Genomic DNA, 20926 nt, shown 5'->3' on the forward strand with positions numbered 1-20926 from the left:
CGAGTCATATTCAAAGAGTTTTTATAAGCACCAAATAACAACAAAAGTGAGCCATTTAATGAAATGACTCACTTTTGTACTTATTTATTTTTTTCGTAAAATGTATCTACTAACCTTACTATTTTTTCTGAAAAGATAGGTTTACTAAAGTAAAAACCTTGGGCAATTTGACATTTATTTTGTTGTAAGAACTTCAATTGATCTGTATTCTCTACCCCTTCGGCAACAATTTCATAGTTTAAATTCTTCCCAATATCTCGAATCGTTTTAACGAGCATGATTGAATTTTCATCATTTGGTATATCCTTTATAAATGATCGATCAATCTTCACAAAGTCGATCGGTAATTGGTTTAATATCGCTAATGATGAATATCCAGTCCCAAAGTCGTCAATGGAAATCATTACGCCTAATTCTTTTAGGCTTTTTAAAATATGTTTTGATTTATTTATGTCTTGAAAAATACTTTCGGTAATTTCTAAGTTTAAATACTTTGGTTCAAGATTTGTATCTAATAATACTTCTCTCACCGTTTCTATAATATTTTCAAGGTAGAACTGACGTAATGAAATATTTACCGAGATTTTTAGCTTCAACCCAGCATCATGCCATTGTTTACATTGTTTACATGCTGAATTAAATACCCACTTGCTTATTGGTACGATAAGGCCTGTATCTTCAGCTATTGGAATAAATTCTGCTGGTGAGACATCTCCTAATGTAGGGCTCTTCCACCGAATCAAAGCTTCTGCTCCTACAATTGATTTTGTATGAAGCTCATACTGAGGTTGATATAAAAGATGAAATTCATGATTTCTCAGGGCCCACCTCAGTCCATTTTCAATATTTACTTTACTTTTGTTAGATTCATTAAACTCTTCTCTATAAAATTGATAATTGTTCTTTGTTTCTCTTTTCGACCTGTACATAGCTGCATCTGCATTTTTTATTAACGTTTCGGCATCTGTCCCGTCTTTTGGATACAAGCTAATTCCTATACTTAACGTAATAAACAATTCTTTACCGAGAATATAAAAAGGTTCTTCAAAAGTTTTATTTATATTACTTGCGAGATTATTAATTTGCTGTTCATCTTTTTCCTTCATGATAATAATAAATTCATCTCCAGCATACCGACCTAAAAATGAGTCCTTCGGTAGACAGCGTTTCATTCTTTTAGGCACTTCTTTTAATAGTTCATCACCAAAGTTATGGCCAAGAGTATCATTATATAATTTAAAACCGTCAAGATCGATAAATAAGAGTGCCAGATTACTAGACTCATTTTGTTTTTCAATCTCTTGTTGAATAAATTGGTTAATGTGTTGACGATTTGGAAGTTTCGTTAACGTATCATAATTTGCTAAATATCTACTCTTTTCTTCCATTTCCTTAATATTTGTAATATCATTCCTTATTGCTACATATTGATATGGGGCTCCGGTTCGATCAAGAAATGGAACAATGGTCGTATCAACCCAATAATATGATCCATCTTTTGCTCTATTTTTGATCTCTCCTTTCCAAACTTCCCCACCTCGAATCGTTTCCCACATCTCTTTGAAAAACGAACTCGAATGTTGTCCCGATTTAATTATTCGGTGTGTGTTGCCGATTAATTCGTTTTTCGTATATTTCGAGATCGTACAAAACTTATCATTCACATGGGTAATTACCCCATCTTTATCTGTTATTGCAATAATCGTCGATTCATTTAATGCAAAATCAATATCATTTAATTTCTTTTCTACATGTTTATAATCGGTTAAATTAATACCAATACTCATTATTGCCGGACGCTGTTTGTATATCGTAGGAACAGCAATTGTTTTAATATTAGATAACTGTCCATTAAATCCAGTGATAATTAGTTCCTCTATCTGTGTTACGTAACCGTTTTTAAGTTCCTCTAATTTTGTCTTAAATTCTATGTACTCACTAGCAGGAATCATGTCATAAATGGATCTTCCTTCTAACTCACCTTTTGTCTTCGCACCTAACATTTTCACTGTTTCTGGGTTTACATAAACGATTTGTTCACCTTGATGAATGAGCAAAAAATGAGGTGATAGTTCAATTAAATTCGTAAAATCTGTTTCTTTTTGCTCTAGTTCTTGTTGTTTTATCTTTAGTTGTTCTAAATAATAATGACTTTTATCAAATTGTTTTCCTATCCACCATACCGGAAAGATTAATAGTATTGAGATGATAAGTTCTTGGATTACATTATCAATTTCAAAATTGTAGTGGTAATAAAACATCCAACTCCCTCTAAAAATAAATAAGATAATGACTGCGATTATTCTCCCTCTAAGCTGCATCTCCTTCAAAAGCTCCCCTTTATTTAAACTCTTTGTATAAAATCGATCACTATTAAATTTCACCATGACAATACAAGTAAAAACATTACTTTATTACTATAACTCGATTGGTAATATTTTTCTATATTTAATATATTAGGATAAAAAATGACGATTTGAGACGGTAAAGAAAACTCGGCTATGCTCGCCCTTTTAGGCGAAGTGAGAGCCGTAGTTGCAACGAGCAACAGCTTCATCGAAATATCTACGAGCTGTGACGAGCAAGCTTATTGGCGCAGGAGCACCGAGGAACGACATCGGTGAAATAACACCGAGCTGCGACGAGTAATCGCAGGAGCACTTATACTATACACATATAATTTTCACTACGCTGAAATGGCTTCTTAGCTAAAATTATCTACATTCTTATAGTGTAAATTTAAAAAGCCAGCAAGATTGCTGACTTTACGTTGTTTAAACGTTTTATATTCACCAATTCTACTCCTCTTTTAACTCTAACGTACTCATAATTTCTATCTCTTTTAATGCTTGAGTTGCTAATTGGTCCGCTTCCTGATTCTTCTTTCTTGATACAAGTGTAAACTCTGGACTGATCCCTAGATCTTTCAATTTCTCTTCAATCCGATCGGCCCATTGATTTAACGTATCTTCCATGACTGGCCATTCACCAATTAGCTGATTGATGACAACTTGTGAATCTCCAACAAACTGAACGGGTAAATGATGCACTCCTAATGACTCTAGTTCTTGGAGCGTAAAATAAAGAGCTGCATATTCTGCTTCATTATTCGTGTCGAGTTCACCATCTAACTGGTTTTTACGAAGACGAAATGACTTTCCATTCTGTTCATAATAAATCGCACAACCTAAGCCAGACTTTTTCGTTTGTATGTCAAACCCTCCATCAAAATAAACGGTAACATTATGTGGTTCAGTCTCAATTTCTTCTAAGTACTTCTTTAATTCCTTTATCGACCAAGCACTATCATATCGATCGACAAACATAATATTCTTCAATCGTCCTGTTTGCTCGAAATCATCAGCAACTAATAACGCTTTTTCAGCATTCATCTCATCAGAAGTAAAGATAGCTTCAGTCCCTTTTCGAGTTTTGTATGTAAGTTCTATACGTAACTTCATCATAAACCACCCATCATCCATAACAAATATTTAAATGTATCGTTCCCTCTATTTAATTCATTTAACCTCCCTCATGAAACTTCACAAATACCATCATTATCCTATAACACCATATAATTGGCATATACAAAAGATATAAACCATAGTAAGATGTAATTAATCAATTGAAACACATCGCAATAGACGGGGAGGTAGCGGTGCCTTGTAACCTGCAATCCGCTATAGCAGGGTCGATACCTATCGAAGGTTTCGTTATGTGTGGACAGCCCCTTTCATTTGATGTTGAGGAAAAAGTCTTTTACAACGAAAAACTTGCGAACGGGTCAGATCCGGAAGGAAGCAGCCATAAGCAAGACCCTTTTCTTGTGTAAGAGGTTACTTTTTCTGAGTCAAAAGAAAGGTTAGCGCATGGATAGCGAAATCGTACATAGGTTTGCGATTTACATACGATAAGATGGTGACTCATAAGAGTTACCATCTTTTTTTGTATGAGAACAATTACTGACTATAAAACTTAGGAAAACATTCAACATAAAATCTTAGTCATCCATAGACCTTTCATTTCAATCGTACTTAATGTTTTCGTTTTGAATGGGTACCTTATAAAAAGACTTTCTTTTTAAGGAGCTCATCATATGTCACTCGATGCCTTTATCATGGGAATAGCTTTTATTTTAATCCATTTATTTGCTAATGAACTTATACCGTCAAATCGCTTGCAACGATTAAAATGGTTTTCGTTTTCTGGAGGACTTGCTGTTTCCTATGTTTTCGTCTATGTCCTCCCTTCTTTACATAAAGAACAAATTTTGGTGAAAAAGTATGGCGATTATTTCACAATGGAATCAGAGTTGTATTTTATTGGACTAATCGGCGTCCTCATTTTTTACGGTGTTCAAAAAGTTGTTCGTAAGTCACAACTGAAACATGAAACGGATAAAGCACGGTCATTATTTTGGTTACAAATTATTTTTTTCGGTATTTATAATATGTTAGTCGCCTATACGGTTATTTCACATGATGTGTTAGGTGTTCAAGCCATTTTTTATGGACTCGCCGTAGGGTTACATTTTATTGCCGTTGCCCATGACTTATGGCGAGAATATGAAGATATTTATAATAAGGTAGGCCGATACGTTCTAGCGCTCGGGATCATTAGTGGTTGGGTGATTGCGATATCAATCAATTTATCTCCACTTACTGAATCCATCATCTTTGCCTTTATCTCTGGAGCAATGATCTTAAATGTATTGAAATATGAACTGCCACCAGATGAAGAAGCTCACTTTGTTACATTTACCATCGGTGTCGTCAGTTACACGGCTGTTACGATGTCACTAAAGTTTTTCTTTCAATGGTAATGTGCCAGTCACTTCCCGAAAAATCTTGTTTCACAAAAGTTACGTAAAAATGCCTGACTCACATAACTACTTGAGACAGGCACTCTTTGTTTAGACTTCAATAATAATCGGCAAGATCATCGGTTTTTTCTTCGTATGTTTAAACAAATATTGACCGATCGACCTTTTTATATGTTGTTTAATCACTCCCCACTCTTTTCTTTCCTCTTCGTCTAATTCATTAACAGCCTTTTTAATTAAGTGGTTGACGTCTTTTAATAATTCTTCAGAATCCCTTACATAGACAAACCCACGAGTGATTGTGTCCGGATCTGAAACAAGCTCTTTCTCTGATTTACTCATTGTTAAAATAGTGACAATCATCCCATCTTCAGAAAGTTGCTTACGATCACGCAAGACAATTTCTCCAACGTCCCCAACACCCATTCCATCTACAAGCGTATTCCCTGCTCGAACTTTTCGTGTTTGCCGCGCCTCATGATTTCTAATATCAACAACTTCACCATTTTTTAAAATAAATGTATTTCCTTCTTCAACGCCGACTGATTCAGCAAGTAAACGATGGTGGTATAACATTCGATACTCCCCGTGAATCGGGATAAAATATGTCGGCTTCATTAATGTAAGCATTAATTTTAAGTCTTCTTGGTATCCATGCCCTGAAACATGCATTCCTGATGAACTACCAGTTCCATAGATGACTTTAGCTCCTAAAGATAATAAATTATCAACGATTCTTGTCACAGCCCGTTCATTTCCTGGAATTGGTCCCGCTGCTAAAATGACAGTATCCCCTGCTAACACGTCAACGCCACGGAAATTACCTGTAGACAGTCTCGATAAAGCAGCTAGCGGTTCACCTTGGCTACCTGTACAAAGGATCGCTACATTTTCTGGAGCCATTTCATTGATTTCATTTTGATCAATAAGCATGTTATTTGGAACTTGCAAATAACCGCGTTCAATAGCAACGGTTACGACATTGACCATGCTTCGCCCAAGAAGAGCGAGTTTCCGGTCTGTTTTAATCGCAGCATCAACAACTTGCTGAAGCCTGCTAACATTCGAGGCGAATGTAGAAAGAATAACTTTACCATCTGCTTTCTTAAAAGCTTCTTCCACATGTTCACCAACCATTTGCTCTGATGGAGTTGATCCTGGACGTTCAGCGTTCGTACTTTCAGATAATAAAAGTAATACCCCTTCTTTACCAATGTCAGCCATTTTATGAATGTCAGAATGCTCGTTCATTGCAGGAGTGAAGTCAAATTTAAAGTCTCCAGTATGTACAACATTCCCTTCAGGTGTTCTAAATACCATTCCTAAACAGTCCGGAATACTATGAGTAACTTTAAAGAAATTAACTGTAATATGTTCAAATGTTACATTGGAGTCGGGATTTATTTCAATTAATTCGGTTTCTCTTAAAAGTTTATGTTCCTTTAATTTTAATTCGATTAACCCTAATGTAAAACGAGTAGCATAAACAGGCACATTTAATTTCTTTAAGAGAAAAGGAATTCCGCCAATATGATCTTCATGACCATGCGTAACAATAACCCCTCTAACTTTCTCCTTATTCTCTATCAAGTATGATATATCAGGAATAATTAAATCAACGCCTAATAAACTTTCATCCGGAAACTTATTCCCACAATCGATAAGCACAATTTCGTCTTCATATTGAATGGCATACATATTTTTTCCTACTTCATTTAATCCACCTAAGGCGAAAATTGATAATCCATTCTCATTTTTACTCACAATAGAACCCTCCGAATTTAAAATTAGTCATAGTATGTCCGTTTAATGGACCTGTCACTCCCCGAAAAATCTTGTTTCACACTCTACTTTCAAAATCTATCCTTCTTAATCAGTGTATAATTGCACAAATATTAGGAAAATATGTTGATAATATCGTTAAATTGGAGGAATATATCATGCCAAGATTAGGATTTTGCCAATGTAAAGTGTTTCGACAAGGCGAATGGGTGAAAGAAGAAAATCGTCATGTAAAGATATATAAATGTCAGCATTGTAACAAACAAATTCACGAAAAATTATAATCAGTTCTCACCGACTAAAAAAGACATCCTATATCGCCCCTCCTTTCTTGTATGCATTCTTCATTTTTTCACGCTTAGCTCTACAACGAACGAATTGTATGCTATATTTAAACTGCTTGTTTTGAAGAAAGGATGTTTACATACAATGAAAAAAAGAGTAGTTATCGCAGAAAAACCTTCTGTTGCTCGTGATATTGCACGAGTATTGAATTGCAACAAAAAAGGGAACGGATTTATTGAAGGAGACAAATATATCATTACGTGGGCGTTAGGTCATTTAGTAACTCTTGCAGACCCTGAAGCTTATGATGATAAATATAAATCGTGGAAAATCGAAGACTTGCCGATGCTTCCAAATCAATTAAAGCTCGTAGTCATTAAGAAAACGAGTAAGCAATTTCAAGCAGTGAAAAGCCAGCTACACCGTTCAGACGTCGGTGAAGTTGTTATCGCAACTGATGCTGCCCGTGAAGGTGAGCTTGTTGCCCGGTGGATTATAGAAAAAGCTAGAGTAAACAAACCAATTAAGCGACTGTGGATTTCTTCTGTAACTGATAAGGCCATTCAAGATGGCTTTCAAAATTTAAAAAGCGGCAAATCATATGAAAACTTGTATCATTCTGCTGTTGCTCGTTCTGAAGCTGACTGGTATATCGGGTTAAACGCGACAAGAGCTCTGACGTGTAAATTTAATGCTCAACTTTCGTGCGGTCGCGTCCAAACGCCAACAGTTGCAATTATTGCGAAAAGAGAGGGCGAGATTCGCAACTTTCAACCGAAAACATTCTATGGAGTTAAAGCCGAAACAGATCAAAACCTAAACCTCACTTGGCTTGACAAGCATTCAAATGATATTCGAACATTTTCAAAGGAAAAAGCAGATGAGATATTAAAGAAAACGAAGCAGAACCAAGCTAAAGTACTCGACATTGAGAAAAAACATAAGAAAAGCTTCGCCCCACAGCTCTATGATTTAACTGAATTACAACGTGAGGCAAATAAAGCATTTAACTATTCTGCAAAAGAAACGTTATCGATTTTACAAAAGCTTTATGAACAGCATAAAGTTCTTACATATCCTAGAACAGATTCAAAATATTTATCTAGTGATATTGTTGAAACGCTAAGTGATCGTATTAATGCTTGTAAAAAGAGTAGCCCGTATACAAAAATCGCACATCAATTATTACAAAAGCCAATTAAGACAAACAAGTCGTTTGTAGATGATGCAAAAGTGTCGGATCACCATGCAATCATCCCCACCGAAGAAAAAGCAATTTTACATAACTTTACCGATAAAGAACGTAAAATGTACGATTTGGTTGTCAAACGCTTTTTAGCAGTTTTATACCCTCCTTTTGAGTATGAACAAACGACGATAAAAGCTAAAGTTGAAACGGAAGATTTTATCGCTAAAGGAAAAAGAGTCATCTCTTCAGGCTGGAAAGAAGTATACGATCATGAATTTGAAGAAGAAGATCCAATAAATAATATGAAAGAACAACTCCTTCCTAACTTAAACATAGGAGATACACTTACTCTTTCATCCGTTAAACATACAACTGGAGAGACAAAGCCTCCCGCTCGATTTAATGAAGCAACATTACTATCAGCGATGGAAAACCCTGCAAAACATATTGCAACAAATACGAAGGACTTAGCTAAAACATTACAAAAAACAGGTGGCCTCGGTACTGTAGCCACTCGTGCTGATATCATTGATAAGCTATTTCATTCGTTCCTTATCGAGAAGAAAGGGAAAGAAATATTCCTCACTTCAAAAGGGAAACAACTTCTCGATTTAGTACCACAAGATTTAAAATCCCCTCAGTTGACAGCTGAATGGGAACAAAAACTTGAGGCAATCGCAAAAGGCCAGTTAAACAAAAATAGCTTTATTAATGAGATGAAAGACTACACTAAGTCAACCGTCCATGAAATTAAAAATAGTACGAAGAAGTTTAAACATACAAACTTAACAGGAACGAAATGTCCAGAGTGCGGGAAGAATATGCTTGAAGTAAATGGAAAAAAAGGGAAGATGCACGTTTGTCAGGACCGAGAATGCGGATATCGTAAAAACATCTCTAAATCAACGAATGCTCGCTGTCCGAAATGTAAGAAAAAACTTGAGTTACGAGGTCAAGGTGAAGGGCAAGTATTTGTTTGTAAATGTGGACATAAAGAAAAGCTATCTACATTTAATGAACGAAAGAAAAAAGAGAAAAATACGAAAGTATCTAAACGTGATGTTAACAAATATATGAAGCAGCAAAATAAACAGGACGATGAACCGTTTAACCCAGCTCTTGCAGAAGCGTTAGCAAAGTTGAAAGATAAGTAAAAGTATACTCACGTCTATAAAATAAATCCATTCAAGTATTTTGAATGGATTTATTTTTGTTTATTTACACTTGAATCAATTTCATAACTCAAAATAAGGTGCAAAATTCCGAATGATGAGCGTGAACTTCACTTCAGACGGACGCTTTCCCAAGGGCTTGTCTTCAGCTAACTTAGGCTCTACAATTCTTAGCCTAAGTGGATCTTCAGCTCGTTGCTCCTGCGCCACTACGCTTGCTCGTCGCAGGTAAAGAGTGCTCCTGCGGTTACTCGTCGCAGCTCGGAGCAGTTCAAAGAAGTATTGCTCGTCGCTGATCCTCTGGGAGTCGCCGTCTTTTGTTACGTTCACCTCTAAACAAAACTTGGCTTTTCGCCAAGTCTAAATGGCGAAAGCCTTAGTTGCCGTTATACTATCGACCATAAATTTATAAATTCTGATAGTACAAATCAAACGTACATTTAATGAAAAAAATTATCATATCATTCGTTTCATTGCGCAGAAAACGGAATTATGAAATTGATTCACTTGTTACTAAATGAAACTTAATGATTTAACCTTCTCACTTTCCTCCACCTCTAATAGGTTATTTTTAAAGGAAAAAAGATCGTTATCCTTTATATAGACTCGCGGAACACGTTTTCCTACTAGGCAGACGACTTCATAATTAATCGTTCCCATTTGTACTGCGATCTCATCAATAGAAATAAAATTCTTATTCGAGCTACCAAAGACGGTCACTTCTTCTCCAACAAACACCTCATTCATAAAACTTACATCAACCATGGACTGATCCATGCAAATTCTTCCAACAATGGGAACACGCGTACCATCAACTAAAACTTCCCCTTGATTTGATAAAGCCCTTGAAAATCCATCTGCATATCCTACCGGAATTGTAGCTATCATACCATCTTGCTTCATTTCAAATGTACAACCATAACTAATGAAGTCCCCCTCACTCGCCTCTTTTATTGCTGAAATTTTGGTTTTAAACGTCATTGCTTGCTCTAATCGGTAGCTACTGTTTTTCAATTCATTTGATGGATATAAACCATAAAGACTTATTCCAACCCGAACCATATCTAAATGATATTTTCGACCACTCATCGTTGCTGCACTATTACAACAATGCTTTATGGGTATTCGTATATTATTCTTTTCTAAATACTGATAGACCTCTTTAAATTTATCAAATTGCGTATTCGTATATGTAGAATCGATACTATCCGCATTTGCAAAATGCGTAAAAATTCCTTCTAACTCAACATTTTTAAGAATGCTAATCTTTTTTGCTAAAGAAAAAGCCGCTTCTTTTGATGTAACGCCAACTCTTGCCATACCTGTATCAACTTTTAAATGAACAGATGCTCTAGTATTTAACTTTTCCGTAACATGGGCTAATTCATCAACCACATCATCAGAAAATACCGTTATCGTAATTTGATTCAAAACGGCATCCTCACAAGATTCAGGAGGTGTGTACCCTAAAACAAGGATAGGTACTTTTATATTCGCTTTACGTAAAACAAGTGCTTCATCTAGAAAAGCAACTCCAAGTGCATCGGCACCTGCTGCAATTGCAGTTTTTGCTACTTCAACTGCCCCATGCCCATACCCATCTGCTTTTACTACAGCCATAAATTTCGTTCGTTCCGATAGATTACGTTTAAAGGTTTGTGCATTTTGATAAATAGCATCTAACGAAACTTCGACCCAAGTTTGTCTATAACTTACTCTACTCATCTGCTTCCCCTTACTGAATAGTATGAATTTCGTTAATATAAAGGAAAATCCCCGTTCACATAAATGAAATGGGGATTTTCCGTTGGTTTCCTTATTAGTTCACAGATGCTACTTTTTCTAGTGCTTCTTCTACAGAAACATACTCATACCCTAAATCTTTTGCTACAGCTTCATAAGTAATATAGCCTGATGCAACATTCACTCCTGGTTTAAGAGCTGGATTTTCAGCAACTGCCTTATTTACACCTTTATTTGCAATTTGTAGAGCATAAGGTACAGTCACATTAGTCAGTCCAATTGTAGAAGTTCTTGGAACCGCCCCTGGCATGTTTGCAACTGCATAGTGAACTACGCCATGCTTCTCATATGTTGGGTTATCATGCGTTGTAATACGATCTACTGTTTCGAAGATTCCACCTTGGTCAATTGCAACGTCTACAATAACAGACCCTGGAGTCATTGCTGCGATCATATCTTCTTTTACAAGTTTTGGAGCTTTTGCTCCAGGAATTAATACGGCACCAATAACTAAATCGGAATCCGCAACAGCTTGTGCAATATTTAATGGATTAGACATTAATGTTTGAATGTCATTTCCGAAAATATCATCTAATTCACGAAGTCTTTCAGGGTTTAAGTCAATAATAGTAACTTTCGCCCCTAGACCAATCGCCATTTTCGCTGCGTTCGTACCTACAACGCCTCCACCAATAACTGTAACTTTTCCACGTTGTACTCCTGGTACACCTGCTAATAGCACACCTTTACCACCATTGTATTTTTGTAAAAATTGTGCGCCAATTTGTGTCGACATACGTCCAGCTACTTCACTCATTGGTGTAAGAAGTGGTAACGTACGATTTTGTTCTACCGTTTCATAAGCAATAGCCGTTACTCCTTTTTCCGTTAACGCGCGAGCAAGCTCAGGTTCAGCAGCTAAGTGTAAATAAGTAAAGAGGATTAAACCTTCTCTAAAATAATCATATTCTGATGATAATGGTTCTTTTACTTTCATAACCATTTCAGCAGACCAAGCTTCTTTCGCTGTATCTACAATATTAGCACCTTCTTGAACATAATCTTCATTCGTGAAACCGCTTCCAATTCCTGCATTCGTTTCAATAATTACTTCATGTCCAGACTTTATTAACGCATCAACACCTGATGGGGTAATCGCAACTCTGTTTTCGTTATTTTTAATTTCTTTAGGTACTCCAATTAACATAATTTAGTATCCTCCCTTAATAAAAAACATTTTATATCTTGTGACATTCAAAGTATAAATTCTCATATTGTATTTTTCATTATTAAAAACACACAAAAAAAGAGACCCCGTTTGTGAAATTCTACAAATAGGGTCTCTTTTTTAATTTGGTAAGTTTAAGGTCCAAATATAATGCTATTTTTTGATTCGGGCTTTTTAAATCAATCCCACTAATTTCGGATATTCTTTTTAACCGATAATTTAATGTATTCGTGTGTACATGCAATTGTTTAGATGCTTCATTAACATTACTATCATAATTTAAAAAAACTTCTAACGATTCTAAAAGGTGAGTTTTATGAATTTTATCGTAGTTTTTTAATTTTTCAAGGGCTGTATTTTCATAATAGTCTTCTTGGTTTTTTTGCAGAAGAACATCAAGGTACCTGTATATTCCTAACTCTTGATACGTATGAGTATGTCCGACATCATCTGGAAATTTGTGTTTCAATCGTAATAGTGTTAGTGCTTGCTGATAACTTGCTTCAATTTTTTCATAATTGTCGTAACAATTGCCACATGCACCTTTAATTTGATCGATTTTAAATCGCTTATTCATCTGTGAAATGAATTCATCAATATATTCTTTTGCACATAATTTCCCTTTATGAACAGGTAGGGGTGAACATAATAAAATGAAATCATTACGGTCAATGACATGAAAAGTCACCTGAACTTGCTGCGTTGTTTTAATCATATAAGAAATATCGGATTCAATTTTGTCAGTGATCTCATGATCAAATTGAAAAACAATCACAGCTATTGGTGTTGGTGGTCGAATATTTAATCGTTCTAGCTTTTCTATTATTTCTTCATGAGATTTCAAATCTCCTGTTAAAAGTTGCCAGAAAAACTCTTTATGGCCTTCTTCTTTCTTCTTCTTACGCACCTTTAACTGTAATAACTGATTCTTTGCAGATTGTGCAGCTTTTTTTAATAACAGCAATTCTTTTTCTGAAAGTTTGTTATCGATTTCGAGCACCCATATATAACCTAAGATTTCAGTTTTTGTCCGTATAGCTATTGCCACTCTATTACCTAGACCGACACCTGTAATTTTTGAAATACGAATTGGGTCTTCACTTTTATTAAGGGTTGGAATAACCCCATCTTTCCATAAGCTATTAATAACATTTTCTGGTACCCTTCGCCCCATGATCGTGGCGATTCTTGCAGAATCTGTACGATCATCATGTGAACTATATGCTAATAGACGGTGGTTGGCGTCTTCAATGGTTACTGGACATTCCATCACGTCACTAATTTTATCTACTAAGTTTTCTAAACTTCCAAACGACCCTTTAAATGGGTCATAATCTAATTGATTTTCATTCATGAAAAAACTCCTCAAACACATAAGTAAAACGAAATACTTCTTATATAATTGTAACTAAAAATAATCGAACATACTAGCTTTTTTCTGTTCTCATTTCTATATCACTCGAAGAGAAATGATATAAATTATTCCGAATCTTATAATCTATTTGTTATATTGCACAAAAATCTGATATTATATTTTAATAATATTACAACACATCATTGTTCACTAAAATGTTAAAATCAGTACACACTTCCCTTGAAAGCGCTATCATATTTAGGAGGAACAACAAATGGATATTCTAGGAATTTTAGACAGAATTAATGGTGTTTTGTGGGGTACACCAAGTTTAATCCTACTGTTTGGAACCGGACTTCTCTTAACGGTCATGTTAAGAGGGCTTCAGTTTAGGAAGCTATTCTACGCTTTTAAACTAGCATTTACGAAAGAAGGTCAATCTAGTTCAAAAGATGAAGGTGATGTTAGTAACTTTAAAGCTTTAATGACAGCATTAGCTGGGACAATCGGAAATGGTAATATCGCCGGGGTTGCAACTGCAATTACCCTAGGTGGGCCAGGTGCAATCTTTTGGATGTGGATCGTAGGTCTTTTAGGTATGGCAACGAAATATGCTGAGGCTTTACTGGCGATGAAATATCGTGTCAAAAATGCAAATGGTGAGTATTCTAGTGGGCCAATGTATTATGTTGAAAGAGGTTTAGGTAAGAAATTCAAATGGTTAGCTATTGCTTTTGCTATATTTGGCGCATTTGCTGCACTAGGGATTGGTAATAGCGTACAATCAAACACGATCGCTGATGTTATGGAAACTTCTTTTGGTGTTAGTAATATTGTTACAGGTGTTTTACTTGCAGGACTAGCTGCGTTAATTATTTTTGGTGGATTACAACGTATTAGTGCTGTTGCAGGATTTTTTGTGCCTATTATGGCAGTGTTTTATATTGCAGGTGCAATGCTGATTCTTCTCGTTAATTTTGACCAAATTATTCCTGCATTCCAAACCATTTTTTACTATGCATTTAACCCAGTTGCAGCAGCTGGTGGTTTTGTAGGTGTGGTCGTTTCTGAAGCAATACGTAACGGTGTTGCTCGAGGTATATTCTCAAATGAAGCAGGTCTTGGTACAGCAGCACTTATTGCAGGTAATGCGAAAACTGACCATCCTGTAAAACAAGCTCTAGTTGCAATGACAGGTACGTTTATCGTTACAATCATTGTTTGTACGATGACTGGATTAGTCCTTGTTATTTCTGGATTTTGGGACCCAACGGGTGGACAAATCTCTGGAATCGCACACGATGCAGTTGGTCTTGACGGTGGTGCATTGACAAGTGCAGCGTTCGCCTCTGTTTTAGGTGTTGTCGGTGAATATATTGTTGCATTCTCTATCATTTTCTTCGGATTTTCAACAATCGTCGGATGGTACGTATACGGAGAAAAATGTTTTGAATATATTGCAGGTTCAAAAGGAATTAGTGGATATCGTGCAGTGTACATTCTTGCATGTGGAATGGGTGCAGTAGCTAACTTAACAACTGTATGGGCATTTGCTGATATGGCAAACGCACTTATGATGATTCCTAACTTAATTGCTTTAATTCTATTAAGTAAGGTCGTTGTTCGTGAAACGAATGACTACTTTACAAACCATTATAAAGCAGCTTCTGTTGATATGAAAAAAGCTAGTTAAATAGAAAGAGGCTGTCCAAAAGTGGCAGCCTCGTTTTTTTATAGCTAAGTACAGCTTGATAAGTATAACTCAAATCGCGTTAGGCGGACGCTTTCCGCAGGCACGGCCTCAACTTCCCAAAACTCATTCCATGTGTTTTGGGTGATTTTCGGCTCGTGCTTTTCCTGCTGGAGTCCCCACCTAACGCTTTTTGGAGCATTTTAATTGAATTAAAAAAAATGAGTATCCTACTAGTTATGTGCATGTTTCTACTAATTCTCGATGAGTAATTGTCTTGCCCAATACAATGGTGAAGAAGACGACTAAACAATTCACCTTCCTGTTTTCTTCTATTGGTCATCCTTCATTTTAATAAAGCTAATAACTCCACATCTGTGTACCTTCCTAACCCCCAACTTCTTGTCCCTTTAATATCATACTTATTAACTAACTTTACTGTTTTCTAAATCGATTATTTGTTATCACGAAATATATAACCACCCAAGCGTATTTTGGGTGGTTACCGTTACTTAATCATGATAGGAACGATTAGTGTAAGCAATATTTTAAAAATCATGTCTCGAGGAATTTATTCATCCCTCACACGGTTTTTAAATGCTTCATCCGTCACTAAATATTCTTTTTCATGTGAATTATGTTTTGATTTCTGTCTTTCGCTTCCTTTAGGAAAATCTCCAGGGTGACTCTTTTTTTTATGATTTAAGCTTTTTCCACGTCCCAAATTTTGGACCTCCTTCAAAATTGATCAACCTTATTTTTTTCAAATGTCCATTTCCTTATGCAGAAGCAATGATTTCACCTTTAATCCTCCATAAAAAGCCTAGCATAATACATCGATCCTTCATCTAATTTTTTGTCATTTTCTACTTTCTTTACATCTTTTTGTTGTTTGTTAGAGGATATTTGAAAGCTCCCCGACACATTTAACACGGAGTCCTTTGTTTTATTTTTTTCCAAAGGATATTCTCCCTTCTCTTTTTTGTTTTTAATAAAAATAGACAACCATTATAAAGTAGTGGTTATCCATTTTATACAACAATTATTTCTTATTTTTTCTTGCAGCTCTTTTTCTTTCTTTTTTACTTTGTGTATGCTCAATTGCAAATTCTGTATCGCTTGCATTATGCCCTCCAGTATGAGGCTGTTTACGATTATCATTACGATTTGTCATTATACCCCACCCCGTCCTTTATGATTTTGTGTATAGCTTGCTTTCAAACATTCACTTATATTGTGATGTTTTTAAACATGATTTATTCTTCTTAAATCAATAACACCCAACCTCAACTAAGTGTGTGGAGAACAGTGAAAAAACACCGTTCTTTTATGGACGATCACCTGACCTTTTCCTGTATATGCTAAAGCTTTTCTTTTACATCAAAGTGTCCTCGTAACACTTGAGTAAGGTATTCAACTGGAGTGGTTTCAACCTGCCCATACCCTTTCTGTGTGTACAAATGAGTGGCATTTGGCAATTCCCTTTTTAATTGCTTTCGCAAACTTTCACCTGCTTCATCTGCATCAACGAGAATATAAACATCAAGGTCTTCAATTGGCAAAATTAAGGTTTCAAGTTTTTCGTCACTTAACGTTCCGTATGTACAAATAACATCTACTGGCTCATCAAGTACTCGTTTTACTCGTTTACGATCACTCGTACCTTCAACAATTAAAACTTTATCAACCATGTTATCCTCATCCCTTTTTTCACCTTTTATTTCGTATATAAACCTTCATCTTTCATGTAATGACTATTATTTGCAAGTTACCATAAGAAATAAACGAACATCAACTGCATTAAATAGGGTCTATTACATATATATGTTGTTCAGCAATGAATCATTAACGTTATACAATTATCGAAATGAACGGTAGATGTTCTAACAATAATGTAGAAATCACGCATAGTTATTCCGTATGATTTGATTAAGTCAATTATTGGAGGGGTCTCATGGAAAGAAATACTGTTTTAAATATACAAACTGAAAGAGTTTCTTTTCAGGAGGTTATCGAATTTGTTCAGTTAAATCGTTCGTTTAAAAGCCAAGTATACATCAATAAACACAATCAACAATTCAATGGCAATAGTATTACGAGTATGATGAGAGTACTCTTGACTGCAAAAGTTGGTGAACACTTTATTGTCAATGTCATAGGTGAACATGCTGATTCCGAAATTATTGATATTATAAAACTCCTTGAGAAGACCGTATCATTCAACTAAAGGTACATTAAACAATAGGTGCGTTTTTATCATATATCCAATAATTGATAATTGATTCTTTATGTTTTACGCGATATCGATTATAGTAATAACAGTAAAGCATTAATATAACATCAAGGAGATATAATATGGAGTCAGAAATCATTATTGTATTTTTAGGTATAGGATTATTTTTATTAGCAGGATTATTTGGCGGCTTAGGTATACTCTTTCTTTTGAAAAATAAAAGGAAGCAGCTATCAACGATTTTTCTAAGTACTGGGGTTTCACTCATCGCTGTTTATATCATCACGTTATTTATCATCCTTTAAAAAAAGTGATACACAAAGCCTGAATCTCATCCTATTGAGGTTCAGGCTATTGAATCACCTTTTTGTTTTTATAAATGCAGAAGCCACAATTGCTGTAATTGGAATAGATAAGATTAAACCAATACTCCCCGCAGCTGTTCTTAATATTTCAACAGCTAAAAACTCCATGTGTATAACCTGCGAAAGTGTACTCTCATAACTATACAACATCATTAAAATAGGAAGTGCTGCACCTACATATGCTAAGATTAACGTATTTGCCATCGTTCCCATAATATCCTTACCAACATTCATCCCTGATTTAAGTAATTCATTTTTTTTAATATACGGTTTCGTTCTTCTAACTTCTTCCATTGATGAAGCAATAGAAATCGCTACATCCATAATTGCTCCTACAGCACCGATAATGATACCTGCCAATAATATTCCTTTTAAATCAAAACTTCCATCGTGTGAAAGTGTGACGAGCATTTGTTCATCTACACTATGGTAACCCGTCAATCGCATTAATTGTGAAAACAAAATCGAGATAAAAGCTGCAGAAGCAAGTCCCCCAATTGTTCCAAGTATGGCTGCAACTGTTTTTTTCGATAATCCGCTTATAATAATAAAAGTAACAATTGTAACGATTGAACCTGTAGTAATCGCTAAGTAGACAGGTGAATACCCAGCAAATAAGAGTGGTATCATAAATTTAAAAATCAGAAATAATGTAAAACCTAATGTGAGTATGGATTTAATCCCCTGTTTTCGACCAAAAATTAATAGTAAACCGACGAGTACAACAACAAGAGCAATGGTTGAGGAATCTCTCGTATGACTCATTACCTCAGATTTAATAATTTCTCCATCGACAATAACAAGCTCAACTACAACTTCATCATTTTTATTAAGCCAAAATTCATTTTCATCATTACCTGTTCCATTAGGCAGATACTTTTCACTAACCGCTAATAATATTTCACCTTCAAACTGACCATCTAATATCTCAACCCTCGCAGATTGATACTGTAATTGAATACCATTGAAAACATTTGATCCATAGTTCTCTTCAACAATTTCTAATACTTTAGCAGTTGGTAGAAGAGTTTCAGTAGAATCCTCATTGTCCGCAGTTACTTGATCACTACCATATATCAAGAAAATAAATAAAAGAATTAATTGGAAAATTCGTTTTTTCCCCAAAAGTAACATCCTCTCTTTCAAACATTTAACTATTAATCTAGTAAATATATATTAATAGACTAAAGTAATTATGATTGAATGAGGAAAAGTACTGTGAAATTCTATTGTTAAAGTACATAATATGGTAATGCCCTTGAACATACTTTTGCAATAAAAATTCAGAAATGCAAGAATTAACAGTAATTTATATGAATGTAAAAAAGCCATACATTTAGGGTTTTTGAATGAATCACTTGTAAATATTGTTACGACATCTTAATTATTCACCTCTTCAACAAACGTTCCGATACCAGGCACCTTATGATTCTTACGCATCAAGTCCCTGATGCGCAGTAACTAATTGGCTATGTATGTTGCTTTGTTTAAGATTATTTACTCATTTTGATCATTCAGACGAGTTTTTTTGAAAGAAGTCTAATAATTTCGGCTATACCTAATAAAAGAAAACCACCAAATAAACTACCTGCAAGCACTAATAGGTGCAAACCATCACCCATATCAAACATTATTAGTACAAGTATCCCAAAAATTAGTGTACCAATAGCTGGAATATATAATAGTAGTGCAATAGCATTTAAATCTTTCAAATTCTCACCCCCTACATATTATCAAATATTTGTTACAGTCTTTTTTATAAAGTTTAATAAGAGAATGTACCGAACATACCTCTTTATTGAATGAAACTCCCTATTAGTTTAACATCATTTTCCATTTTATTGGCACAAAAAATGAGCTGCAACGTTGCAACTCGAAATTTTACTAACGCACCCGTTTTTTGAAGAACTTTTATTCAATATCCAAGTAAAAAACATAACTTGCAGTACCTTGTTCCCAACTAGCAAGAATCTCAAAAATCTTTTTTCCCTCATGAATTGAAAGGTCTAATTCATTATTTGACCCTAAAACATTATGTTCAGTATCCCATTCTCTTGCTTGATAGGTTTTTGGTGTGGTTTCAAATTCAAAAGATATATCCGTATTTGCATCTACTTTTTGTGGCTCTCTCATTTCAACAATTATTGAAGGGGAATAAGAGTCAGCTTCAATACTTTCTGTGGTCCCATCACTATGCTCAAAAGTCCAACTATGCGAGCCAAGTACTGGGTTTATTGTTTCCTCCCCAACAACCATGTATAAATTCGGTGGTTTTCGTAATTGGCTTACGTTTTCGTTTGGTTCATTATTATTGTTTGTTTCTTGAGTATTATCGGAACACCCTATAATAGCTATAAGTCCTATAATGGTAAGTGTTAAAATTTTTATACTAAACTTCATTCCCGACATCCCTTTTTTATGAAGACGACAAAAGTGCAAAAGCGGTTCACTTATAAAGAAATTTTATTAAAGCATCCTCGCCTTTAGTTTAACATCATTTTCCAGATTATTGGCACAAAAAATGAGCTTCAACGTTGCAACTCAAAATTTTACTAACGCTTACCCGTTAGTGACACAAGCACTAGGAAAAATCTTCTTTTAAAAACATCAAAATGTAATTACTCTGTCACTATGCCAATACCACTGCAACAAATCTCATTATTATATTTCACTTGAATTAATAGAGAATCATTAATATCTCCAGTTTTTAAAACCGTCTCTAATTTACCTTTGGAATGTCTTTCATGATAAATAAATGATACTTCAGCATCATTAAATCCTTTGGCATAAATGTATTCATAACCCTCATCTTTTAAACTGAAATTTAAAACCCCAGAATCATCTTTTACTACTATTTCCGATAGCCACTCATCGACTAGCTCTTCATGTTCAGGTTCAACAGAATCATATGATGTTGATAGTATAAAAGGTTTGTCACTATCCTCATTGCTATTATTGATTACAGCCAACAAAATGTACCACCAGTGACATAGTTCTTACCACTGAATGACAAAGAATGTACCAGTAAGTGCCAAGGTATTTACCACTTCACCTTCTGTATAA

20 protein-coding genes and 1 other RNA gene are annotated in these 20926 nt (G+C 35.0%); 7 read left to right on the top strand and 14 right to left on the bottom strand.

Annotation, left to right across the window (positions count from 1 at the left end; genetic code table 11):
- Positions 1–80: 80 nt before the first annotated feature.
- Positions 81–2321: an EAL domain-containing protein gene (locus LGQ02_RS11610; RefSeq protein ID WP_226518298.1), complete on the bottom strand. Its 2241-nt coding sequence runs from the start codon at positions 2319–2321 to the stop codon at positions 81–83.
- Between the two features lie 477 nt (positions 2322–2798).
- Positions 2799–3461 (bottom strand): ribonuclease H family protein, encoded by a 663-nt coding sequence (locus LGQ02_RS11615; RefSeq protein WP_226518299.1) that lies wholly within the window; start codon positions 3459–3461, stop codon positions 2799–2801.
- Between the two features lie 174 nt (positions 3462–3635).
- Here LGQ02_RS11615 and ffs point away from each other — a divergent pair.
- Positions 3636–3900: signal recognition particle sRNA large type (ffs, locus tag LGQ02_RS11620), an RNA gene on the top strand.
- A gap of 196 nt (positions 3901–4096) precedes the next feature.
- Positions 4097–4822, top strand: coding sequence for a DUF3270 family protein (locus LGQ02_RS11625; protein ID WP_226514539.1), 726 nt, complete (start codon positions 4097–4099; stop codon positions 4820–4822).
- A gap of 90 nt (positions 4823–4912) precedes the next feature.
- On the opposite strand, the gene LGQ02_RS11630 is transcribed toward LGQ02_RS11625, so the two are convergent.
- Complete coding sequence (locus LGQ02_RS11630) at positions 4913–6586, bottom strand: ribonuclease J (RefSeq protein WP_226514540.1); 1674 nt, start codon at positions 6584–6586, stop codon at positions 4913–4915.
- A 176-nt stretch (positions 6587–6762) separates the two neighbouring features.
- Here LGQ02_RS11630 and LGQ02_RS21310 point away from each other — a divergent pair, with 176 nt between their 5' ends.
- Both LGQ02_RS21310 and LGQ02_RS11635 read left to right on the top strand, forming a co-directional pair.
- The gene (locus tag LGQ02_RS21310; protein ID WP_264183978.1) at positions 6763–6888 is read left to right on the top strand and encodes a hypothetical protein; all 126 of its coding nucleotides are present in this window, start codon (positions 6763–6765) and stop codon (positions 6886–6888) included.
- Between the two features lie 145 nt (positions 6889–7033).
- A complete protein-coding gene (locus LGQ02_RS11635) occupies positions 7034–9232 on the top strand; it encodes a DNA topoisomerase III (protein ID WP_226514541.1) in 2199 nt (732 codons plus the stop codon).
- 531 nt (positions 9233–9763) lie between these two features.
- Here the strand turns inward: LGQ02_RS11635 and alr are convergent.
- The 3 genes from alr to LGQ02_RS11650 all read right to left on the bottom strand — a co-directional run bounded on the left by alr (position 9764) and on the right by LGQ02_RS11650 (position 13575).
- Positions 9764–10975, bottom strand: coding sequence for an alanine racemase (gene alr / locus LGQ02_RS11640; RefSeq protein WP_226514542.1), 1212 nt, complete (start codon positions 10973–10975; stop codon positions 9764–9766).
- A 94-nt stretch (positions 10976–11069) separates the two neighbouring features.
- Positions 11070–12200, bottom strand: a complete 1131-nt coding sequence (ald, locus tag LGQ02_RS11645; RefSeq protein WP_226514543.1) for an alanine dehydrogenase — start codon at positions 12198–12200, stop codon at positions 11070–11072.
- Between the two features lie 121 nt (positions 12201–12321).
- Positions 12322–13575 (bottom strand): PucR family transcriptional regulator, encoded by a 1254-nt coding sequence (locus LGQ02_RS11650; RefSeq protein WP_226514544.1) that lies wholly within the window; start codon positions 13573–13575, stop codon positions 12322–12324.
- Between the two features lie 274 nt (positions 13576–13849).
- Here LGQ02_RS11650 and LGQ02_RS11655 point away from each other — a divergent pair, with 274 nt between their 5' ends.
- Positions 13850–15268 (top strand): alanine/glycine:cation symporter family protein, encoded by a 1419-nt coding sequence (locus LGQ02_RS11655; RefSeq protein WP_226514545.1) that lies wholly within the window; start codon positions 13850–13852, stop codon positions 15266–15268.
- Positions 15269–15836: 568 nt separating this feature from the next.
- On the opposite strand, the gene LGQ02_RS11660 is transcribed toward LGQ02_RS11655, so the two are convergent.
- The 4 genes from LGQ02_RS11660 to LGQ02_RS11670 all read right to left on the bottom strand — a co-directional run bounded on the left by LGQ02_RS11660 (position 15837) and on the right by LGQ02_RS11670 (position 16956).
- Entirely contained in the window at positions 15837–15989 is a 153-nt protein-coding gene (locus tag LGQ02_RS11660) for a hypothetical protein (RefSeq protein WP_226514546.1), read from the bottom strand.
- 80 nt (positions 15990–16069) lie between these two features.
- Entirely contained in the window at positions 16070–16225 is a 156-nt protein-coding gene (locus LGQ02_RS11665) for a hypothetical protein (protein ID WP_226514547.1), read from the bottom strand.
- A gap of 82 nt (positions 16226–16307) precedes the next feature.
- Positions 16308–16439, bottom strand: a complete 132-nt coding sequence (locus LGQ02_RS21315) for a hypothetical protein (protein WP_264183979.1) — start codon at positions 16437–16439, stop codon at positions 16308–16310.
- 187 nt (positions 16440–16626) lie between these two features.
- A complete protein-coding gene (locus LGQ02_RS11670; protein WP_226514548.1) occupies positions 16627–16956 on the bottom strand; it encodes a toprim domain-containing protein in 330 nt (109 codons plus the stop codon).
- 263 nt (positions 16957–17219) lie between these two features.
- On the opposite strand from LGQ02_RS11670, the gene LGQ02_RS11675 reads away from it, so the two are divergent.
- Both LGQ02_RS11675 and LGQ02_RS11680 read left to right on the top strand, forming a co-directional pair.
- Positions 17220–17492: an HPr family phosphocarrier protein gene (locus LGQ02_RS11675; RefSeq protein ID WP_226514549.1), complete on the top strand. Its 273-nt coding sequence runs from the start codon at positions 17220–17222 to the stop codon at positions 17490–17492.
- Positions 17493–17620: 128 nt separating this feature from the next.
- The gene (locus LGQ02_RS11680; RefSeq protein ID WP_226514550.1) at positions 17621–17803 is read left to right on the top strand and encodes a hypothetical protein; all 183 of its coding nucleotides are present in this window, start codon (positions 17621–17623) and stop codon (positions 17801–17803) included.
- 54 nt (positions 17804–17857) lie between these two features.
- Here the strand turns inward: LGQ02_RS11680 and LGQ02_RS11685 are convergent, their stop codons facing one another.
- The 4 genes from LGQ02_RS11685 to LGQ02_RS11700 all read right to left on the bottom strand — a co-directional run bounded on the left by LGQ02_RS11685 (position 17858) and on the right by LGQ02_RS11700 (position 20832).
- Positions 17858–18988 carry a YibE/F family protein gene (locus LGQ02_RS11685; protein WP_226514551.1) on the bottom strand — a complete coding sequence of 377 codons (1131 nt, stop codon included), beginning with the start codon at positions 18986–18988 and terminating at the stop codon, positions 17858–17860.
- A 389-nt stretch (positions 18989–19377) separates the two neighbouring features.
- Positions 19378–19575 (bottom strand): hypothetical protein, encoded by a 198-nt coding sequence (locus tag LGQ02_RS11690; protein ID WP_226514552.1) that lies wholly within the window; start codon positions 19573–19575, stop codon positions 19378–19380.
- A 199-nt stretch (positions 19576–19774) separates the two neighbouring features.
- Positions 19775–20263, bottom strand: a complete 489-nt coding sequence (locus tag LGQ02_RS11695) for a hypothetical protein (RefSeq protein WP_226514553.1) — start codon at positions 20261–20263, stop codon at positions 19775–19777.
- Between the two features lie 218 nt (positions 20264–20481).
- Positions 20482–20832, bottom strand: coding sequence for a hypothetical protein (locus LGQ02_RS11700; protein WP_226514554.1), 351 nt, complete (start codon positions 20830–20832; stop codon positions 20482–20484).
- Between the last annotated feature and the right edge of the window lie 94 nt (positions 20833–20926).

Source organism: Bacillus shivajii, assembly GCF_020519665.1.
GTDB classification, from domain to species: domain Bacteria; phylum Bacillota; class Bacilli; order Bacillales; family Salisediminibacteriaceae; genus Bacillus_CA; species Bacillus_CA shivajii.